We start from the raw sequence: 15,653 nt of genomic DNA, 5'->3' as shown, positions 1-15,653 counted from the left end.
GGGGCTTCCTGATCAGCTATCCTCTCAGATAGGTGCTGTCAGATATCCTTGCCACGCTTTTTCATCTCGGCACGGAAGGCGCTGGCGACGACCTCCGAGAAGTGCTGCGCCCACTCGTTCATGACCTGCATGCTGAGGTTGATGGCCTTGGGTTCGGCGGTGAGCAGCTTCTGGCCGAGCGGCGACTTGTAGAAGGTGACGAGATCCTTGAGCTCCTGCTCGGTGAACATGCCGGCATAGACCCCCACCATGCCGTCGCCGATCTCCTGCTCGCGGCCGGCCAGCTGCTTGGCGATAACAGGAGCGAGCTCGTTGAGATCCTTCTGGTAGTTCAGGTTCTGTCCGATCAGCGTGGCCTTGACCTTTTCGACCATGCCGGGCACGGCGCCGGCGTACATCGCGCTGGCGTTCTTCAGCGTCAAAATCTCTTTTGCCGCGGCAATGGCCCCCGGGGTCAGCGGCGGCTGCGCCGCCTGCTGTTGCGCGGTCGCGGGCACGGCCCCCAGCGCCAGCGCGAAGGCGAGGCACACGATCATCAAAACGCTCTTCATTCCTAGTCTCCTTTTGGCGGCTTATCGCCGTTCAATCACGCGGATTCCCTCGCCACCCGCCAAAACAGCCGAGCTGGCCAAGCCGATGAACAACCCATGCTCGACCACGCCGGGGATCGCGCTCAGCGCCTTGGCGAGGCTCGCCGGATCGGCAATACGTCCGAGCTGGGCATCGACGATCCAGTGGCCGCCATCGGTGACGAAAACGTGGCCATCTTTGGCCCTGCGGACCGCCATTTGCCCGGAAACGCCGCATTCCGCAAATGCCTTCTCGATGCCGCGGCGGGTGGCCCCGAGGCCAAACGGGATCACCTCGACCGGCAGCGGAAAGCGACCGAGCGTCGGCACCCATTTGGTGTCGTCGGCAATCACGATCATGCGATCCGACGCGGCCGCCACGATCTTCTCGCGCAGCAATGCCCCGCCGCCGCCCTTGATCAGATTAAGCTCTGGATCGATCTCGTCGGCGCCGTCGACGGTGATATCGAGATGGTCGATCTCGTCAAGCGTGGTCAACGGCACACCACAGCGCTCCGCATCCGCCCGGGTCGCTTCCGAGGTCGGCACGCCGATCACATTGAGCCCGGCGGCAACGCGCTCTCCCAGCAGCTCGACGAAATGCTTGGCGGTCGAGCCGGTCCCGAGCCCAAGCTGCATCCCGTCACGCACCTCCTCCAGCGCGCGCGCCGCAGCCTGCCGCTTCAACTGGTCCATATTCACGTTTGCGCCTGCCTCTCAAAGTCAGGTGTGCCGCGGATAGAGTCGCTTGCGGCGGCCTATGTAGCCTCGTTTTCCCCGGGAGAACAGGGCCCGGAAATAGGCCTATAAGCTGATCTTATGGCCCTGCCCCTTGCGTCGGCCCGGGCGGATCGATAGCGCTTTTTGCATGACCTCCAAAGACAAGACCGGCCCCTACACCCTCGTCTTCGATCTCGACGGCACGCTCGTGGATACGGCGCCGGACCTGATCACGGCACTGAACTACGTGCTCGACCGCGAAGGCCTGCCGCCGGTGCCGATGGCCTCGGCCCGTAACATGATCGGCGCCGGCGCCCGGAAGCTGATCGAGCGGGGCCTGGAGGCCGAGGGGCGGATGGTCACGCCTGCCGACATGGACCGGATGACGGCCGATTTCATCGCCTATTACGGCGACCATATTGCCGTCGAATCCCGCCCCTTCGAGGGGCTGCTTGACGCGCTCGACCTGTTCGCCGCGCAGGGCCATCGGCTGGCAGTCTGCACCAACAAGCTGGAATGGCTGTCGAAGCGGCTTTTGGACCAGCTCGACCTGAGCCGCCGCTTCGCGGCAATCTGCGGTGCGGATACGTTCGGCGTTCAGAAGCCAGATCCGACCATTTTTCGCGAGACCGTGGCGCGGGCGGGCGGCGAGGTCAAAGCCAGCATCATGGTAGGGGATGCCGGAACCGACGTCGGCGTGGCCCGGCGCGCCGGTGTGCCCGTCATCGGGGTCAGCTTCGGCTATACGGACGTGCCCATCGTCGACCTCAAGCCGGACCGGCTGATCCATCACATGCGTGACCTGCCGGCCGCCGCCCACAGCCTGATGACCGCCTAGCGCCCGGCAAGGACCTGAGACAGCTCGACTATCCCAGGGAATCCCGCATTAACCATCTATTAACTATGCATTGTCCGCCGGTTGCTTGCCCGGAACGACGCTCCTAAGGTCCGCGCGGGGTTATGTGGCGGTTCGTCGCAGAAGAAGTGGATGGTCATGCGTCGTGTCATCGCGATTGCGTTAGCGGGAGCGAGCCTAGGTGGCTGCTCCTCAATGTCTTGGGACATGTTCAAATCGGCGCCGCCGACTCTCCAGGTCCGGCTCGAATCCAATCCCCCGGGGGCCGATGCGACGACCTCGCTGGGTGGGGGCTGCAAGACCCCCTGCTCCGTCTCGATTCCGGCCCCTGACGCGCCATTCACGGTCACCTTCGCGCTGCCCAAATATCAGCCGACCACCGTGCCGGTGAACGTGATCAAGAATCCCGGCGATCTCACCACGTCGGCTACGGTCTCCACCGACCCGAACCCGGTCTTCGCGGAACTTCCCCCGGCAGTGCCGCCGAAGCCCGTGAGGAAGAAGCCGCACCGGCCGAAGAAGCCGAAGCCGGCCGCAGCCGCGCCCGCCGCGGCGCCCGCCGATGCTGCACCGCCCGCAGCCGGTTCGGCGTTCCCCGATCCGAACGCGGGCAAGCGCTGATCTTCCGTGCACTGCACGATTGTCCTCGTGGCATACCATGCTTAGATTGGCCGCAGAGCACCGCTGAAGCAAAGGTGCGCCCGTCGCCGTAAGTGACAAGGCATTTGGCAAGGCATTTGGTATGAACGGACCTGTCGCGACCCCAAGCGCTGCGCTGTCGAGCGCGATGACCGATCCGTTCGGTCGCACCATCTCTTATCTGCGCGTCTCCGTCACCGATCGCTGCGACCTGCGCTGCTTCTATTGCATGTCGGAAGACATGACGTTCCTGCCCAAGGCGGACCTGCTGACGCTGGAGGAACTCGACCGGCTCTGCTCCGCCTTCATCGCCAAGGGCGTGAAGAAGCTGCGGCTCACCGGCGGCGAGCCGCTGGTCCGTCGCAACGTGATGACACTGGTGCGCTCGCTGTCGCGCCATCTGGCGAGCGGTGCGCTCGGCGAGCTCACGCTGACCACCAACGGCACGCAACTGGCAAAACATGCGCAGGAGCTTGCCGATTGCGGCGTCCGCCGCATCAACGTCTCGCTCGATACGCTCGATCCCAAGAAATTTCGTGAGATCACGCGCTGGGGCGAGATCGACAAGGTGCTGGAAGGCATCGAAGCGGCGCGCGCTGCAGGACTTGCCGTGAAGATCAACGCGGTCGCGCTGAAGAATCTCAACGAGGACGAGCTCCCCGAGCTGATGCGCTGGGCCCATGGCAAGAACATGGGCCTCACCCTGATCGAGGTGATGCCGATGGGAGAGATCGGCGCGGGCCGCATCGACCAATATCTGCCGCTCTCGCTGGTGCGCGCACGGCTCGCCCAGCAATTCACGCTGGCGGATCTGGCCGAGAGCACCGGCGGGCCGGCGCGCTATGTCAGCGTTGCCGAGACCGGCGGCAAGCTCGGCTTCATCACGCCGATGACCCACAATTTCTGCGAATCCTGCAACCGGGTGCGCATCACCTGCACCGGCACGCTGCACACCTGCCTCGGCCACGAGGACGCGTCCGATTTGCGCAAACCTCTGCGTGCATCCAGCGACGACACCCTGCTTGCAGCCAGCATCGACCGCGCCATCGGGCTGAAGCCCAAGGGCCACGATTTCATCATCGACCGCCGCCACGACCGCCCCAGCGTCTCCAGGCATATGAGCGTCACCGGCGGCTGAGGATTCGCCGCCTGCCGGCTCGCTTAACCTTTTGACCGGTCGTCAATTTGTCCATTTTCCGATTGACGGCGCACAAGCCCGCTGATTTGGTGCGACCGCCTTTGCTTGCCCGGCAGCCATAAGCCGGCCCGCCCCTTTGGCGGTCGCGGTCAAGACAGCAAGGCACGAGGGGAGGACTGACGCCGCAATCGCTTTCGGACTGCGATCCGTGGGGTCGCGTGCTTTTCGCACGCCGGCCGGGCGTTGCGTGCTGAAGCCTCCCGTGAAGTGTTGGGCCGCGACGGAGAGAAGGTAAAATGCGTCCATTGCTGGCGATGAGCAACGCCATCGACGCCCTCAATGAAAAGATTGGGTACGTCTGTAACCTGCTCGTGCTCTTCGCATGCTTGGTCAGCGCGGCCAATGCCATGATCCGCTACGCGTTCAGCTACTCGTCCAACGGCTGGCTGGAGCTGCAATGGTACATGTTCGCGATCCTGGTGATGTTCGGATCGTCCTATACCTTCAAGCGCAACGAGCATGTGCGGGTCGAGATCTTCTATCTGACCCTGTCCGAACGCGGCCAACTCTGGCTCGACCTGATCGGCACGCTGTTCTTCCTGATCCCTTCCTGCCTCCTGCTCGCCTATCTGTCCTGGCCGTTCTTCATGCAGGCCTATGACGTCGGCGAAATGTCGGGCAATGCCGGCGGCCTGGTCCGCTGGCCCATCAAGTTCGTGATCCCCGCCGGCTTTGTGATGCTGGCGCTGCAGGGGGTCTCCGAAGTCATCAAGCGTATCGCGGCTCTCCAGGGCTATGTGACGATCGACGCCAAGTACGAGAGGCCGACCCAATGATTACGCTGGAGATGATGCCGCCGTTGATGTTCGGCGGCCTGGTTCTGGCGATGCTGATCGGCTTCCCCGTCGCGTTCACGCTTGCGGCAGTCGGCCTCTCCTTCGGCTTCCTCGCCATCCATCTCGGATTCTTCGACCTCAACTTCCTGCAGGCGATTCCGGGCCGCGTGTTCGGCAGCGTGCTCTCCAACGAGCTGCTACTCGCGATCCCGTTCTTCACCTTCATGGGCGCCATATTGGAGAGATGTGGCCTCGCCGAAGACATGCTGGACTCGATGGGCCAGCTGTTCGGCCCGGTGCGCGGCGGCCTCGGCTATTCCGTCATCATCGTCGGCTTCATCCTCGGCGCCATCACCGGCACGGTGGCGGCGCAGGTCATCGCCATGGCGCTGATCTCGATGCCGGTGATGATCCGCTACGGCTACAACATGCGCTACATCACCGGCGTGCTGGCTGCCTCCGGCACCATCACGCAACTTGTGCCGCCGTCACTGGTGCTGATCGTGCTCGCCGACCAGCTCGGCAAATCGGTCGGCGACATGTATCTCGGCGCCTGGGGCCCTTCGGTGTTCCAGATCATGCTGTTCGCCGGCTACACCTTCATCCTCGGCCTGATCAAGCCGGGGCATGTGCCGCCGGTGCCGAAGGAGGCGCGCACGCTGACCGGCTGGGCGCTGTGGAAGAAATGCCTGATGGGCATCATCCCCTCGGCCGTGCTGATCTTCGTCGTGCTCGGCACCATGATGATGGGCTTGGCCACGCCGACCGAGGCCGGCGCCATGGGCGCGGTCGGTGCCATCGTGCTCGCCGCGATCCACCACAAGGATTTCACCTCGACCGACCGCAAGGTGCTGATCATCGGCGTGATCGCCGCCGGCATCGGCACCATCATCGCGATGCTGTTCACCGAGAACATGATCTTCAAGATCGCCTTCGCCGTGACCTATCTCGCGGTCGCCTGGATCTGCATCCAGGCCGCCCGCATCCCCGAGCTGCGCGACCTGATCAAGCAGGGCTATGAGTCCACCATGCGCCTCACCTGCATGGTCACCTTCATCCTGATCGGTTCGACCTGCTTCTCGGTGGTGTTCCTCGGCGTCTCCGGCGGCGTCTGGCTGGAACACCTCCTGACTTCGCTGCCAGGCGGCGTCTGGGGCTTCCTGATCTTCATCAACCTCTTCATCTTCTTCCTGGCGTTCTTCCTCGACTTCTTCGAGATCGCCTTCATCATCCTGCCGATGATCGCGCCGATTGCGCAGAAGATCCTGGGGCCCGTCGTCGGCGACGGACCGGCGCTGATCTGGTTCGGCGTCATGCTCTGCGTCAACATGCAGACCTCGTTCCTGCATCCGCCGTTCGGCTTCGCGCTGTTCTACCTGCGCGGCGTTGCACCGAAGGAAGTGAAGAGCTCGGACATCTATTGGGGCGCGATGCCCTGGATCGGCCTGCAGATGATCATGGTGCTGATCGTGATCGCCTTCCCGATCACGGTGACGGGCCTCCTGGACAAGCCGGTCAGCGTCGACCTCGACAAGGTCAAGATCGAGGTGCCGCAGATCGACCTGCCACCGCTGGATCTCGGCCCGCCGCAGAAGTAGCGGACACATCGCTCACCGTCATGCTCCGCCAACGCGGAGCATGACGCGCGTGACACGTGCAGCAAACACGGGCATACCGGACGTTCCTTCCACTTCCGGGAATGCCGCGCATGTTCCGATCGTACCCTGCTCCCCTCGCCGGTTCGTTGGTTGCCTCTCTCTGGCTCGCCTGTGCCGCGGGCCTGGCGCATGCGGAACCGATGGCCGACATCCAGGCGCTGGCGCAGAAGGAGCAGCAGCCGCTGCTCGACACGCTGCGCGATCTCGTCAACATCGAAACCGGCAGCAGGGACATCGAGGGCCTGAACGTGATCGCAGGCCGCGTCGCCGATCAGCTCAAGCAGCTCGGCGGCGAGGTGGAGATCCTGCAACCCACCGACATCTATCGGCTCGACGACACGCCCGAGAAGATCGGCCCTGCCGTGCACGCCATCTTCAAGGGCACCGGCACCAAAAAGATCATGCTGATCGCCCACATGGACACGGTGTATCTGAAGGGCATGCTGAAGGACCAGCCGTTCCGCATCGACGGCGACAAAGCCTATGGCCTCGGCATCGCCGACGACAAGCAGGGCGTCGCGCTCATTCTCCACACCGTCGCGATGCTGCAGAAGCTGAACTTCAAGGATTACGGCACGCTCACGGTGCTCACCAACAGCGACGAGGAAATTTCCTCACCCGGCTGGCGCAGCACCATCACCAAATTCGCCGCCGATCAGGACGTGGTGTTCTCGTTCGAAGGCGGCGGCACCGATGGCGCGGTGCGGCTTGCCACCAGCGGCATCGGCTCGGCCTATCTGACCGTAACAGGCAAGTCGTCGCATGCCGGCGCCAGGCCCGAGGGCGGCATCAACGCGCTGTACGAGCTCTCGCACCAGGTGCTGCAGATGAAGGACCTGTCCAGGCCCGAGCAGGGCCTGAAGCTGAACTGGACCGTCTCAAAGGCCGGCACCAATCGCAACGTGATCCCGGCCGAAGCCACGGCGCAGGCCGATGCACGCGCGCTCAAGGTCTCCGATTTCGACGAGCTGGAAAAGATTCTCCAGGAAAAGATCAAGAATCGCCTGCTGCCGGACTCAAAGGTTGCGCTGAAATTCGAAGTGCGCCGCCCGCCGCTCGAGGCCAACGACGCCTCGCGTCGCGTGGCGGCCTACGGCAAGACGATCTATCAGGAGCTCGGACTATCCATGAACGTTGCCGAGAAGGCGACGGGCGGCGGCACCGACGCCGCCTTTGCCGCACTCAAGACCAAGGGCGCCGTGGTCGAAGGCATGGGCCTGTCAGGCTTCGGCGCGCATTCCAATGACGCCGAATATGTGAGGCTCGACAGCATCGGGCCGCGCCTCTATTTGACCACGCGAATGATCATGGATCTGTCGACAGGGAAGCTGAAATAGCGGTCAGCTTCGGCCAAGGGCGGAGGCATCCTTCTCCGCCAGGCGGAACCGCAGCGTGAACTCGGCACCACCGCCGGGGAGATTGTCCACCGCAACTGTTGCGGCGTGATCGTCGGCAACGCCGCGCACGATCGAAAGGCCGAGGCCCGCACCGTCGCTGCGCTGGCGATCCCTGCGCCAGAAGCGCTGGAAGATCAGCTCACGCTCCTCTTCGGTCACGCCGGGGCCGCAATCGCGCACGCGCACCGAACCGTCGTCGCCCACCTCGACGTCGACGGACGTCTCCTTCGCGGTGAACTTGATGGCGTTTTCGGCGAGGTTGAAGACCGCGCGCTGAAGCATCTCGGAATTGCCGTGGATGAACACGGGCGCCTCGGCGCCTTTGAGCGCGATGTCCTTGTGCTGCGCAATCGCCAGGGGCGCGATCGCACCGACCACCTCGGCGCAGACGGCGCGCAAGTCGGCGGTCTCGCCGGGATCGAGCACCAGCGTGTCGAGCTCGGCGATCTCCAGGAGCTGGGCGACGATCCGGCTCATGCCTTCGATATCGTCATGCAGGAGTTGCCTGACCGCACTGTTGCCGAGCGTCTCGATCCGCGTGCGCAGGATCGCGAGCGGCGTGCGCAGCTGATGGGCTGCGTCGGCCGTGAACCGGCGCTGCACGCGAAAGCCGTCCTCGAGGCGGTCGAGCGCCTGGTTGACGGCGGTGACGAGCGGCATGATCTCGCGCGGAATCTGCTCCGTCGGCAGACGGACGTCCGTGCGTGACGGGCCGATATTGCTGGCCTCTTCCGAGGCCTTCCAGAGCGGCGCGACCGCGCGGCGGAAGATGAAGATGTCGATGGCGAGCAGGATCAGAAGAATGGGAATGGTGATCCACCCGACCCGGCGGAAGAAGTTGGACACGATGTCGTCGGTGATGACGTCGCGATGGGACAGGTCTTCCCCGACCCTGATGTGGAAGGTGGAGCTGTCGATCGTCTGCGTCACTTCGGCACCCGAGATCGTGTCCGACCTCGCATCACCGGTCTTCTTGTGCGAGGAGAACAGCAGGTGGCCGTCGTCATCGCGGATATCGTACTGATAGCGGCCATAGGCTTCCGAATAGAGGCCTCGCAGACTCTCCGGCAGATTGAACGTCACCTTGCCGTCGGGCCGGACAACGATGCGTTCGGCGAGCGTCTCGGCCTGGGTCCGCATCGCCGCTCGATGCAACTGGTCGATCTCGGAGTTCAGCAGCCAGAACAGGACCAGCGGCAGGAAGATCGCCACCACCGCGACCGCGATGATGTGCAAGAACACGATGCGCGAGATCAGCGATTTGAACGACGGCGCCCGGATTTTGGATCCGGTCAGGGACCTGATCTGGAATCCGAGCCGGGCCACGTTATTTCTCCTCGGCCATCATGTAGCCGACGCCACGAATGGTGTGGATCACGACTTTGGCGCCATGTTCGGTGAGCTGCTTGCGCAGCCGGGAGACATAGACCTCCACCGCGTTGGAGGCGACCTCGCCCTCGATCCCGAAGATGTGATCTTCGACGTTCTTCTTCGGCACCACCCGCCCCTGCCGGCGCAGCAGTATCTCCAGCACGGAGGTCTCGCGCGAGGAGATGATCCGCGGCTTGTCGTCGACGAAGATCTGGCGGCTCTCGGTGTCGTAGACGAGATTGGCAAGCCGCAATGAACGGCCGAGCAATTGCCCCGGACGGCGCAAGATCGCCTCCAGCCGCGCCACCAGCTCCTCCATCGCGAACGGCTTTGCCAGATAGTCGTCGGCGCCGCTGCGCAGGCCGTTGACGCGGTCCTGCAAGCCGCCGCGCGCGGTCAGCACCAGCACCGGCAGCGGCTCCATCTGCCGTCGCAGCTCGCGCAGCACCGACAGGCCGTCGCCGTCGGGCAGGCCGAGGTCCAGGATCATCGCGGCATAGCTGACATTGTGCACCGCCTCGCGAGCCTCCTCGGCACTACCGACGATATCGCTCTCATAGCCGGCCGCTGCCAGCCCGTTGGCAACGAGCCGCGACAACTCGGCGTTGTCCTCGACGATCAGAAGGCGCATGCAGTGAATCCAAACTTCCGGCATTTCCGACCGCGCGTACGCGGCGATTGCCGATCTCTTCCACCAATCGGCAGATTGGGCCAGCGAAAAATGGCGCTCGCGAGGTGGACGCGCTCCTGCCGACCCGTGCTCGGCCAGATCACCCTGGTTTGGCCGGCGCAGTACACTACGCCAGTCTGGCGGGAATGTGTGTTGGCGGATCCGCCTGCCGCTGCCATGAAGGGAAGCAAGGCCAAGTTGCCGTCACGGTGATGCGGTCGTGGCGGACCAAGCGCGGGAGCAGCACATGTCTATTCTGAAGTTCGCGCTCGCATCCGTTTTTTGTCTGATCGCCACCCTGGCCCATGCCGCCGGCTTTCGCCTCATCGAGGTTCCGGCCGTATCAGGCTTTCCGGCGATCCAGGCGGCCGTGTGGTCGCCCTGTCGCGAGCCTGTCGGCGAGGTCAAGCTTCGCACGTTGACGTTGCCTGCGACGGAGAACTGCGCGATCTCAGGCGACAAGCTACCTCTGATCGTGATTTCGCATGGCTATGGCGGAGGCTTCACCGGCCACCATGATACGGCCGAGACGCTTGCTGACGGCGGCTTCGTCGTTGTCGCGCTCAGCCATCCCGTCGATACCGGTGGCGGCGACATGAGCCGTGCCGACACGCTCGCCGCATTCACCGAGCGCCCCGCCGACATCAAGCGCGTGATCGACTACATGCTGACCGCATGGCCTGATCATGCAAAGCTTGCACCCGAACATATCGGCTTCTTCGGCTTTTCACGCGGCGGCTACACCGGCCTGGTCGCCGCGGGCGGCAATCCCGATCTGCGCAAGATGACCGCCTTCTGCCCGGAGAGTTCGCCCAAACCGGATTGTGCACAACTGCGACGCAACGAGATCCCGTCGCTGGCCTTCACTCACGATCCGCGCATCAAGGCGCTCGTCATTGCCGACCCGGCGTTCGGCCCGCTGTTCGACCCTGACGGCCTGAAAGAGGTGAACATCCCGGTGCAGCTCTGGGCCTCTGCACTGAGCGGAGAGGACCGGACCGGCGGCGAAGTCACGCCGGACTATGTGTCAACGATCATGCGCGATCTTCCGGCCAGGCCCGACTATCATCTGGTGCAAAATGCCGGTCATTTCGTCTTCCTTCCGGCCTGCACGGAGGATCTGGCGAAGAGGCGCCCCAACATCTGCACCGACAGGCCGGGATTTGATCGCGTCGCGTTTCATGCGCAGCTCAACGCCGCCGCATTGGCGTTCTTCCGGGCGCACCTGAAGGACTGACGTGTAGCGCAGCCGCTTATGCGAGATTGCCTGACACGCCATCCCACACAGCTCGAGCGTTCACCACCAATAACCACCTCCCCGGCGCTCTTACGAAGCGCGTGGGCGCGACGTGTCTTCGCTCCAGAAGGGATTGCGCTCAGAGGTTGGCCTCTCGCGTGGGTGCCCTCGAGCAAAAGCCCCGGAGCGTTTGCTCCGGGGCTTTCCCTCACGCGGGACGCCGCGCTCAGCTCTGCGAGTGTCGCGCCATGAAGATGTCGTAGCCGACTTCGGCGACCTGGAACCAGGCATAGCTGTCGTTGGAGAATTTGGTGAGGGACTCGTAGACCTTCTTGAAGTTGGGATTAGTCGCCGAGACCTCGTCGTGCAGCTCTTTCGCCGCCTTGTAGCAGGCGTCCATGATCGGCGGCGAGAAGGCATGCAGCTTGGTGCCGTTGGCGAGCAGCTTCTTCAACGCCAGCGGATTGGCCTGATCGTAGCGCGCCATCATGTAGTTGTTGGAGTAATGGCCTGCCTGCGTGAGTACGCTCTGGTAATATTTCGGCAGCGCGTTCCATTTGTCGAGATTGACGAAAGCGAGCAGCATCGGACCGCCTTCCCACCAGCCGGGATAGTAATAGTGCGGCGCGATCTTGTAGAAGCCGAGCTTCTCGTCGTCATAGGGGCCGACCCATTCGGCGCCATCGATAGTGCCCTTCTCGAGCGCCGGATAGATGTCACCACCGGCAAGCTGTTGCGGTACGACGCCAAGCTTCAGCAGCACGCGGCCGGCGAAGCCGCCGATGCGAAATTTCAGGCCCTGGAGATCGTCGACGGTGTTGACCTCCTTCCTGAACCAGCCGCCCATCTGGCAGCCGGTATTGCCGGCGAGCAGCGAGGTGACGTTGTAGCTCTTGTAGAAGTCGTTGAGGATTTCCTTGCCCCCACCCAGCATGTACCAGGCCTGGTTGACGCGCATGTTCGGACCGAATGGCACCGACGAGCCGAAGGTGAAGGTCGGGTCCTTGCCGAAATAATAGTAGGACGCGGTGTGGCCGATCTCGCAGGTGGCGTTCTGCACCGCGTCGAGCACCTGGAGGCCCGGCACGATCTCGCCGGCTGCGAAAGGCTGGATCTGAAATTTGTTGTCGGTCGCCTCCGCAACCATCTTGCACATCAGCTCGGCGCCGCCGTAGAGCGTGTCGAGCGATTTCGGCCAGCTCGTCGGCATGCGCCATTTGATCTCCGGCATCGACTGCGCGATCGCGGGAGAAGCGAGCGTGGCGGCACCGGCCGCAGCAAGCCCCGTGACCTTGATAAAGTCTCGTCTCTTCATGATTTCCTGCCCTGATGTATCAGTGATTGTGGGCCTTCTTGCCGAGGCTTGAGGCCTAGAATGGCGCAAGGGCGATGCGAATGCCATCGTCATCGCACTGCGGCATGGAAAAATGGGCCCGGCCTCGCGGAGCGAGGTCGGGTCGTTGGTCTTACGACTTAAGCCGTAGACGATACGCGCTGATGCTCATCGCTTCAAAAATTTTGCGCCACAGCATAATTCGGATTAAGCGATTATGGATTCACGGCTGTGTTTTGCCCGAATTATCAACCGCCTGCGCGCCGTCCTACCATCTTGCTAAATTTCTTCCGCGCGGAGCGGCACAATTGTCCCGGCGGGATGAGTTCTTCCGGGCCAATGGCCCCAAACGACTTTCGCGTCGAAATCCCTGCCGCGACAGCGAACGTTTATTACGTCACCCACCACGGGCGCGACATCCAAAGAATAGTTCTCGTCGGGACCAAGCTCCCTCTCAGTCACAATCTCTCCCGACTTGAGGCGAATTCGTTTGACCCAGTATCGCACGCGCTGATCCTCTCGCCTCGCCTATCGGATAGCCGCCGCGTCGCCAATTTCGGATTATACGATTATTGCATTTTGCTCCTGTTTTGCCCGACGAGTCAAACGGCTTCCGCGAATGCTGAGCGGTTGGCACGCCCTCCCCCAATTTCTACTGTGCATGGGGTTGTTTTCGGATTTCGCGTGCGCCTGCCCCTCACCCACGAAAAAGCCCGGCCTCGCGAACGAGGCCGGGCCATTCCGTCTGACAGCTTGAGCCGACGATCAGCCGCGGGTGCGCGAGCGGATCATGAAGCTGTCGTAGGTGTACTCGGCGACCTGCCACCACAGATATTCGTCGGAGCGATAGGCCTGCATGGCGTCGATCGACTTCTTGAAGTCGGCGTTCTTGGCCGACAGCTCGGCCCACAGCTCGTTGGTCGCCTTCAGGCAGGCTTCCAGCACTTCGTTGGTGAAGGGACGGAGCTGCGTGCCGCCGGCGACCAGACGCTTCAGCGCCGACGGGTTCTGCATGTCGTAGCGCGCGGCCATCCAGCTGTTGGCGTTGGCCATCGCGTTGGTGAGGATCGCCTGGTAGTTCTTCGGCAGCGAATTCCACTTGTCGAGGTTGGTGAAGGCGTGGACCATCGGACCGCCTTCCCAGAAACCCGGGTAGTAGTAGTACTTCGCGACCTTGGCGAAGCCGAGCTTCTCGTCATCGTACGGGCCGACCCACTCGGCCGCGTCGATGGTGCCCTTCTCGAGCGCCGGATAGATGTCGCCGCCGGCGAGCTGCTGCGGCACCACGCCGACCTTCTGAAGCACCTGGCCGGCGATGCCGCCGATGCGGAATTTCAGGCCGGAGAGATCCGCAACGGTCTTGATCTCCTTGCGGAACCAACCGCCCATCTGGGTGCCGGTGTTGCCGCAGGCAAAGCCGATCACGTTCGACTTCTTGAAGAACTCATTGCCGAGTTGCTCGCCGCCGCCCTGGTACCACCAGGAGTTCTGCTGGCGCGCGTTGAGGCCGAACGGCACCGAGGCGTAGATTGCCCAGGTCGGGTCCTTGCCGACGTAGTAGTAGGACACGGTGTGGCACATCTCGACCGTGCCGTTCGAGGTCGCATCGAGCGCCTGCAGGCCGGGAACGATTTCGCCGGCCGCGAACACCTGGATCTGGAACTTGTTGTCGGTCATCTCGGCGACGTACTTCGCCACCTGCTCGCCACCGCCATAGATGGTGTCGAGCGATTTCGGGAAGCTCGACGTCATGCGCCACTTGATCTCGGGCGAGGACTGCGCAATCGCCGGCGAGGCTACCGCGGCTGATGCCGCCGCGCCTGCTGCCGACACTTTCAGAAAATCACGACGCTTCATCTTCAGGTCTCTCCTTGCTGGGGCGTGTCCCCGAACTTCCTCTTTGTCGCCGCTCATTCCGGCGAGGCGATCTCAATCCGCGTCGAACCGAAGGGGCTTTGTGCCGTGGCGTTTAACACGGAAGCCCTTGCCACGGAACGCGACATTGGCATGACAGGGGGCGACGAAAGTCGCATGTCCCCAGATGATCGGCGTCAGGCTGCGGAAACCGCGCCCTTGAGCTGGTCCCGGACCTGTCCCGCAATGGCGCGATAGATCGCCGCATGCGGGCCATCGGGTTCGCTGTCCACGACGGGATTGCCGGCGTCGGATGTGGCGCGAATCGCCATGTGCAGCGGGATCTCGCCCAGGAACGGTACCCCGAGCTTCTCGGCCTCGTGGCGCGCGCCGCCGTGGCCGAAGATGTCGGATTTCGTGCCGCAATGCGGGCACTGGAAGTAGCTCATGTTCTCGACGATGCCGAGCACGGGCACGTTGACCTTCCTGAACATTGCGAGCCCCCGCCGCGCGTCGATCAGCGACAGGTCCTGCGGAGTCGAGACAATCACGGCGCCCTTCAGCGGCACGTTCTGCGCCAGCGTGAGCTGCGCATCGCCCGTGCCCGGCGGCATGTCGACGACGAGTACGTCAAGCGTGCCCCATGCGACGTCGCGCAGCATCTGCGTCACCGCCGACATCACCATCGGGCCGCGCCAGATCATCGCGGTCTCTTCCTCGACCAGGAAGCCGATCGACATGATGGCGAGGCCGAAGCGCCGGAGCGGAATCATCTTGCGCTCGCCGTCGAGCTCCGGCTTCTCGTGCAGCCCGGTCAGCCGCGGCACAGAAGGACCGTAAATGTCGGCATCGAGCAGCCCGACCTTGAGACCGAGGTCGCGCAGGCCCAGCGCCAGGTTGAGCGCGGTGGTCGACTTGCCGACGCCGCCCTTGCCGGAGGCGACCGCGATCACGGCAGCGACGCCCGGAATCTCGGACTGCCGCGCCATCGGCGATTGGGCGCCGCCCTGTGGCGGCGGCTTGTGGGCGTGGACCGGCTGCACGCCTGGTGTGCCACGGCTCGGCTGCGGGGGCGGTGGAGGCGTGCTGCCGGGCTTGCGCTCGGCGGTCAGGGCGACCATCACTGTGGTGACGCCGGGAATGGCCCGCACGGCGGCCTCGGCCTCGGCCCGGACCGATTCCCAGGCCCGCGCTTCGGCGGCATCGACGTTGATCGAGAAGAGCACCTTGCCGTCGGAGGCGCTGATCGCGCTCAGCACATTGGCATTGGTGAGCGCGACCCCGCGGGGCGACTTGATCTTGGCGAGGCTGTCGAGGACCTGTTGCTGCGTCACGCTCAAAGCGCATCTCCTAGAGGGAGCATGATCCGGAAAAG

At 63.6% G+C, this 15,653-nt stretch carries 14 protein-coding genes; 7 read left to right on the top strand and 7 right to left on the bottom strand.

The genetic code is table 11. From position 1 onward, the window contains the following. Positions 1-38: 38 nt before the first annotated feature. Entirely contained in the window at positions 39-551 is a 513-nt protein-coding gene (locus XI06_RS10150) for a DUF2059 domain-containing protein (protein WP_237858825.1), read from the bottom strand. Positions 552-572: 21 nt separating this feature from the next. Further along, complete coding sequence (gene rpiA, locus XI06_RS10145; protein WP_237869642.1) at positions 573-1,271, bottom strand: ribose-5-phosphate isomerase RpiA; 699 nt, start codon at positions 1,269-1,271, stop codon at positions 573-575. A 166-nt stretch (positions 1,272-1,437) separates the two neighbouring features. On the opposite strand from rpiA, the gene XI06_RS10140 reads away from it, so the two are divergent. The 6 genes from XI06_RS10140 (at position 1,438) to XI06_RS10115 (ending at position 7,753) form a co-directional block, all read left to right on the top strand. Then, complete coding sequence (locus XI06_RS10140) at positions 1,438-2,127, top strand: HAD-IA family hydrolase (RefSeq protein ID WP_237858827.1); 690 nt, start codon at positions 1,438-1,440, stop codon at positions 2,125-2,127. A 156-nt stretch (positions 2,128-2,283) separates the two neighbouring features. Further along, positions 2,284-2,766 carry a hypothetical protein gene (locus tag XI06_RS10135; RefSeq protein WP_271605453.1) on the top strand — a complete coding sequence of 161 codons (483 nt, stop codon included), beginning with the start codon at positions 2,284-2,286 and terminating at the stop codon, positions 2,764-2,766. A 121-nt stretch (positions 2,767-2,887) separates the two neighbouring features. Continuing rightward, the gene (moaA, locus tag XI06_RS10130; RefSeq protein ID WP_271605226.1) at positions 2,888-3,922 is read left to right on the top strand and encodes a GTP 3',8-cyclase MoaA; all 1,035 of its coding nucleotides are present in this window, start codon (positions 2,888-2,890) and stop codon (positions 3,920-3,922) included. 296 nt (positions 3,923-4,218) lie between these two features. Continuing rightward, complete coding sequence (locus XI06_RS10125) at positions 4,219-4,758, top strand: TRAP transporter small permease subunit (RefSeq protein WP_128952461.1); 540 nt, start codon at positions 4,219-4,221, stop codon at positions 4,756-4,758. Then, positions 4,755-6,356 carry a TRAP transporter large permease gene (locus tag XI06_RS10120; RefSeq protein WP_237858829.1) on the top strand — a complete coding sequence of 534 codons (1,602 nt, stop codon included), beginning with the start codon at positions 4,755-4,757 and terminating at the stop codon, positions 6,354-6,356. Before XI06_RS10125 ends, XI06_RS10120 begins: the two co-directional genes overlap by 4 nt. 110 nt (positions 6,357-6,466) lie before the next feature. Further along, on the top strand, positions 6,467-7,753 hold the full coding sequence (locus tag XI06_RS10115; protein WP_271605225.1) for a M20/M25/M40 family metallo-hydrolase: 1,287 nt from the start codon (positions 6,467-6,469) through the stop codon (positions 7,751-7,753). A gap of 3 nt (positions 7,754-7,756) precedes the next feature. Here XI06_RS10115 and XI06_RS10110 read toward each other — a convergent pair whose 3' ends face one another. Both XI06_RS10110 and XI06_RS10105 read right to left on the bottom strand, forming a co-directional pair. Beyond that, positions 7,757-9,139, bottom strand: coding sequence for a sensor histidine kinase (locus XI06_RS10110; protein ID WP_271605224.1), 1,383 nt, complete (start codon positions 9,137-9,139; stop codon positions 7,757-7,759). 1 nt (position 9,140) lies between these two features. Further along, positions 9,141-9,815, bottom strand: coding sequence for a response regulator transcription factor (locus XI06_RS10105; protein ID WP_237858833.1), 675 nt, complete (start codon positions 9,813-9,815; stop codon positions 9,141-9,143). Between the two features lie 286 nt (positions 9,816-10,101). Between XI06_RS10105 and XI06_RS10100 the strand changes: the two genes are divergently transcribed. Next, the gene (locus XI06_RS10100; protein ID WP_271605223.1) at positions 10,102-11,091 is read left to right on the top strand and encodes an alpha/beta hydrolase family protein; all 990 of its coding nucleotides are present in this window, start codon (positions 10,102-10,104) and stop codon (positions 11,089-11,091) included. A 226-nt stretch (positions 11,092-11,317) separates the two neighbouring features. Here the strand turns inward: XI06_RS10100 and XI06_RS10095 are convergent, their stop codons facing one another. The 3 genes from XI06_RS10095 to XI06_RS10085 form a co-directional block, all read right to left on the bottom strand. Next, the gene (locus tag XI06_RS10095; protein WP_237858835.1) at positions 11,318-12,406 is read right to left on the bottom strand and encodes a TRAP transporter substrate-binding protein; all 1,089 of its coding nucleotides are present in this window, start codon (positions 12,404-12,406) and stop codon (positions 11,318-11,320) included. A gap of 783 nt (positions 12,407-13,189) precedes the next feature. Beyond that, on the bottom strand, positions 13,190-14,281 hold the full coding sequence (locus tag XI06_RS10090; protein WP_237869653.1) for a TRAP transporter substrate-binding protein: 1,092 nt from the start codon (positions 14,279-14,281) through the stop codon (positions 13,190-13,192). 194 nt (positions 14,282-14,475) lie between these two features. Continuing rightward, on the bottom strand, positions 14,476-15,618 hold the full coding sequence (locus tag XI06_RS10085; protein ID WP_237858837.1) for an Mrp/NBP35 family ATP-binding protein: 1,143 nt from the start codon (positions 15,616-15,618) through the stop codon (positions 14,476-14,478). Between the last annotated feature and the right edge of the window lie 35 nt (positions 15,619-15,653).

The organism is Bradyrhizobium sp. CCBAU 11434 (assembly GCF_028128895.1).
GTDB lineage: Bacteria > Pseudomonadota > Alphaproteobacteria > Rhizobiales > Xanthobacteraceae > Bradyrhizobium > Bradyrhizobium zhengyangense.
The sequence above is the reverse complement of the archived record's forward strand: the minus strand, read 5'-3'. Positions and strand labels throughout refer to the sequence as shown.

Bases quoted from the DNA above. Each gene is read 5' to 3' on its own strand.
- XI06_RS10150 (WP_237858825.1), bottom strand. From the start codon at position 551: ATGAAGAGCGTTTTGATGATCGTGTGCCTCGCCTTCGCGCTGGCGCTG.
- XI06_RS10140 (WP_237858827.1), top strand. From the start codon at position 1,438: ATGACCTCCAAAGACAAGACCGGCCCCTACACCCTCGTCTTCGATCTC.
- XI06_RS10135 (WP_271605453.1), top strand. From the start codon at position 2,284: ATGCGTCGTGTCATCGCGATTGCGTTAGCGGGAGCGAGCCTAGGTGGC.
- moaA (WP_271605226.1), top strand. From the start codon at position 2,888: ATGAACGGACCTGTCGCGACCCCAAGCGCTGCGCTGTCGAGCGCGATG.
- XI06_RS10125 (WP_128952461.1), top strand. From the start codon at position 4,219: ATGCGTCCATTGCTGGCGATGAGCAACGCCATCGACGCCCTCAATGAA.
- XI06_RS10120 (WP_237858829.1), top strand. From the start codon at position 4,755: ATGATTACGCTGGAGATGATGCCGCCGTTGATGTTCGGCGGCCTGGTT.
- XI06_RS10115 (WP_271605225.1), top strand. From the start codon at position 6,467: ATGTTCCGATCGTACCCTGCTCCCCTCGCCGGTTCGTTGGTTGCCTCT.
- XI06_RS10105 (WP_237858833.1), bottom strand. From the start codon at position 9,815: ATGCGCCTTCTGATCGTCGAGGACAACGCCGAGTTGTCGCGGCTCGTT.
- XI06_RS10100 (WP_271605223.1), top strand. From the start codon at position 10,102: ATGTCTATTCTGAAGTTCGCGCTCGCATCCGTTTTTTGTCTGATCGCC.
- XI06_RS10095 (WP_237858835.1), bottom strand. From the start codon at position 12,406: ATGAAGAGACGAGACTTTATCAAGGTCACGGGGCTTGCTGCGGCCGGT.
- XI06_RS10090 (WP_237869653.1), bottom strand. From the start codon at position 14,281: ATGAAGCGTCGTGATTTTCTGAAAGTGTCGGCAGCAGGCGCGGCGGCA.